The 4,433-nt window shown below is 64.5% G+C and carries 3 protein-coding genes; all 3 read left to right on the forward strand.

The window, feature by feature from the left end; all coding sequences use genetic code 11:
- The first annotated feature begins 32 nt into the window (after nt 1-32).
- Nucleotides 33-1,796: a dipeptide ABC transporter ATP-binding protein gene (locus tag AC1DBQ_RS22165; RefSeq protein WP_476930564.1), complete on the forward strand. Its 1,764-nt coding sequence runs from the start codon at nt 33-35 to the stop codon at nt 1,794-1,796.
- 292 nt (nt 1,797-2,088) lie between these two features.
- Nucleotides 2,089-3,729: a peptide ABC transporter substrate-binding protein gene (locus AC1DBQ_RS22170; protein WP_476930562.1), complete on the forward strand. Its 1,641-nt coding sequence runs from the start codon at nt 2,089-2,091 to the stop codon at nt 3,727-3,729.
- A 224-nt stretch (nt 3,730-3,953) separates the two neighbouring features.
- Nucleotides 3,954-4,433, forward strand: a 480-nt coding sequence (locus AC1DBQ_RS22175) for an ABC transporter permease (protein ID WP_476930563.1), incomplete at its 3' end; no start/stop codon positions are given.

Consider the following 4,433-nt stretch of genomic DNA (forward strand, 5'->3'; position numbering starts at 1 on the left):
CGGCAAGGGGGAACGGCAAGGGGGAAACCGTCCTGGAGGTCCGGGACCTCAGCGTGGATTTCGGCGTGGACAAGAAATGGGTCCCGGCTGCGATCGGCCTGAACTACGAGGTGCGGGCCGGCGAAGTGCTGGCCATCGTGGGGGAGTMCGGCTCMGGAAAGAGTGCCAGTTCAATGGCGCTGCTGGGCCTGCTGCCCAGTAACAGCCGTGTGACCGGAAGTGTCAAGCTCGCCGGCCGGGAGCTGCTGGGAACCAATGAGGCCAATATCCGGGCCGTCCGCGGCAAGGACGTCGCGGTGATCTTCCAGGAGCCGATGACGGCCCTGAACCCGGTCTACACCGTGGGGTCGCAGATTGTGGAAACTGTGCGCCTGCACAACGAGGTTTCCCCTGAAGAAGCGCGGCTCAAGGCCCTGCGCATGCTGGAACTTGTCGAACTKCCCGATCCCGAGAAGGCCTTCCGGTCTTACCCGCACCAGCTTTCCGGCGGTCAGCGGCAGCGCGCCATGATCGCGCAGTCACTCTCCTGCGATCCGAAGCTGCTGATCGCCGACGAGCCCACCACGGCCCTCGACGTCACCGTCCAGGCCGAAATCCTGGACCTCATGCGCAACCTGCGCAACAAGCTGGACAGCGCCATTGTGYTCATCACGCACGACATGGGCGTGGTGGCCGACCTCGCCGACCGGATCGCCGTCATGCGCCGGGGACTCATCGTGGAGACGGGCACCGCGGCGCAGATCTTCCACAACCCGCAGCACGAATACACCCAGGCCCTGCTGGCCGCGGTCCCGCACCTGGGCCAGGGCGGTTCGGATTCGGTGTCGGACGTCGATGTCACTGCCGCCCTCGCCGCCGCCACCCACGCCGAGATCCTCTCCATCCCGGAAGACGAGCTGATCCGGCGGGAGCGGGAGAACGCCGCTGCCCTGGCCGCGGCCGAGGCCGCCAAGCCAAAAGGTGAGCCGGTACTGGAACTCACCGACGTCGCCATCGAATACCCCAAGCAGGGCCGGGTGCCGGCCTTCCGGGCTGTGGAGGGCGCCAACCTGGTCATCTACCCCGGGCAGGTGGTCGGCCTGGTCGGCGAGTCGGGCTCGGGCAAGACCACCATCGGCCGGGCCGCCGTCGGCCTGCTGCCGGTGGCGGCGGGCACCATGCGGGTCGTCGGCCAGGACATTTCCGCCGCCAAGAGGAACGGCCGGCAGCTCCACGAGATGCGCCGGCATGTCGGCATGGTGTTCCAGGACCCGTCCTCGTCCCTGAACCCCAGGCTTCCCATCGGGGAAAGCATCGGCGAGCCGATGTTMCTCGCAGGCGTCGCGAAGGGCKCCGAGCTGCAGCACCGGATCGAGGCGCTCCTGGACCAGGTCGAGCTTCCGCGGGACTACCGCAACCGCTACCCGCACGAACTCTCCGGCGGCCAGAAACAGCGCGTCGGGATCGCGCGCGCCCTCTCGCTCAAGCCGAAGCTCATGGTCGCCGACGAGCCCACCTCGGCCCTGGACGTCTCCGTCCAGGCCAAGGTGCTCGATCTCTTCCAGAACCTGCAGAAGGAACTGGGCTTCGCCTGCCTCTTCKTCACCCACGACCTCGCCGTGGTGGACGTGCTCGCGGACCGGATCTGCGTGATGCAGCGCGGCAGGATCGTCGAACAGGGGACCCGGGACCAGATCCTGCGCAACCCCCAGGAGCCCTACACCCAGCGGCTTCTGGCCGCGGTTCCGCTGCCGGATCCGGACAAGCAGCGCGAGCGCCGCGAGCTGCGCGCGCAGCTGCTGTCGGGGGCCAGCTAAGGTGTGCCCCGGGGGCTGAAAGCCGCCCGTTTCGAGTTAATCCGGAGTAACCCGGATCACAGTTCGGGCGAATACTACCAGCCGGTAGGGTGTGACTTGAAATACTTTGCGCGTGACGCTAGCAGTCATGAGGTTGTCGGATCACGGTTTGGCAACGGAGTTCCAACATTTGGACATTTTGGGGCTAGGCTACTTCCTTATGTAGGCCACGTCACAGGGGATACCCCTGTGCCTGCCTTCGGGGAAGCATAAGTTTTTCCCTCACGAACTCCCACAACTCATAGGAGGCGGAATGCGTTTTTCGCGCACTTCCAAAGCACTGGGCATGGTGGCTATCGCCGCCCTCGCCCTGACCGGATGCGGTGCCAGCGGCTCCGCAACCGGTAGCGGCAGTACCGGCGGCGACACCAGCAAAGTGATCCTCGCCGACGGCTCCGAACCCCAGCGTCCCCTGATGCCGGCCGACACCAACGAGGTCGGCGGCGGCAAGGTCATCGACATGATCTTCKCGGGTCTGGTCAGCTACGACCCCAGCGGCAAGCCGGTMAACGAGCTCGCCGAGTCCATCGAGGGCAAGGACGGCCAGCACTTCACCATCAAGATCAAGAAGGACCAGAAGTTCACGAACGGCGAGGCCATCACGGCCAAGACCTTCGTCGATTCCTGGAACTTCGGGGCCGCAGCAAAGAACGCACAGCTCAGCGGAGGGTTCTTCGAAAGCATCAAGGGCTACGACGAGGCCAGCGCAGAAGGCTCCACCGTCGACACCATGTCCKGCCTGAAGGTCGTTGACGATCAGACGTTCACCGTCGAACTGAAGCAGCCGGAATCCGACTGGCCGCTTCGCCTGGGCTACACCGCGTTTGTTCCGGTTCCCTCCGGCGCCCTGAAGGACCCGAAGGGCTTYGGCGAGAAGCCGGTCGGCAACGGCCCCTACAAGCTTGCGGACGGCGGCTGGCAGCACAACGTGCAGATCCAGCTCGTTCCGAACCCGGACTACAACGGACCGCGCAAGGCCAAGAACGCCGGCGTGACCTTCAAGATCTTCCAGAACGACGACGCCGCCTACCAGGACCTGCTGTCCAACAACCTGGACATCCTGCAGACCATCCCGACCAGCGCGCTGAAGAACTTCAAGTCTGACCTCGGCGACCGCACCATCAACAAGCCGTACGCCGGCAACCAGACCATCGCCATCCCGGAATACCTGCCGGAATGGAGCGGCGACGCCGGAAAGCTCCGCCGCCAGGCGATCTCCATGGCGATCAACCGCGACGAGATCACCAAGGTGATCTTCAACGGTGCACGCCAGCCCGCCAAGGACTTCACCGCTCCCGTGCTTGACGGCTACAGCGACACGATTCCGGGTGCTGACAACCTGAAGTTTGACGCCACCAAGGCCAAGGAAGCTTGGGCCAAGGCCGACGCCATCCAGAAGTGGGACCCCAACGAGACCTTCACCATCGCMTATAACGCCGACAAGGGCGGACACAAGGCCTGGGTTGAGGCTGTTGTCAACCAGCTCAAGAACACCCTCGGCATCAAGGTTGAAGGCAAGCCGTACGCCACTTTCAAGGAAGCCCGCAACGACGCCACCGCCAAGACCCTCACCGGCTCCATCCGCGCCGGCTGGCAGGCAGACTACCCGTCGCTGTACAACTTCCTCGGCCCGATCTACAAGACCGGAGCCGGCTCCAACGACGCCAACTACGCGAACCCGACGTTCGACAAGGCCGTCGCCGACGGCCTGAACGCCTCGACCGTCGGCGACGGCAACAAGGCCATGAACAAGGCCCAGGAAATCCTCCTGAACGACCTCCCCGCCATCCCCCTGTGGTACCAGGTTGCCCAGGGCGGCTGGAGCGACAAGGTCACCAACGTTGACTACGGCTGGGACGGCGTCCCGCTGTACTACAACATCACCGGTAAGTAACACCTAAGCGACGGCGGGGGCCGCCCACACCGGGGCCTCCGCCGTCGTCGTGCTTTTCGCACGCCTCATTTTTCTTGATGCCCGACTCTTCGGGCGAACTTTTCGCAGCCCTGCCGCCGTGAGCGAACCGGCGCCGGCCTGCATCCATAGTGAAAAGGTTCTTTGATGAACAACTCCGCCGCATCCCTGGACAGGATGCCTGCCAACGAGGGTGTGACTCGCTGATGTCGATCTACATCCTCAAGCGTTTCCTGCAACTGATTCCCGTCTTCCTGGGCGCAACACTGCTGGTGTACTTCCTGGTCTTCAGCCTGCCCGGCGACCCCATCGTGGCACTGTTCGGCGACAAGCCGGTCAACGAGGCCGTGGCGGCCAAGCTGCGGATGCAGTACCACCTGGACCAGCCGTTCTGGATGCAATACCTGCTCTACCTCAAGAGCATCTTCACGTTCGACCTCGGCCAGGATTTCTCCGGCCGCMCCATCGCCGCCGTGCTCGGCGAGGTCTTCCCCGTCACGGCGCGGCTGGCCATCATGGCGCTGATCTTCGAGGGTGTCTTCGGCATCGTCTTCGGCCTCATCGCGGGCCTGCGCAAGGGCAAGTTCTTTGACGCCACGGTKCTGGTCKCCTCCCTGATCGTGATCGGCATCCCKATCTTCGTCCTCGGCTTCCTGCTGCAGTTCACCGTCGGCGTCCAGCTGGGC

This window comes from Arthrobacter sp. 10T413_2, assembly GCF_056394205.1.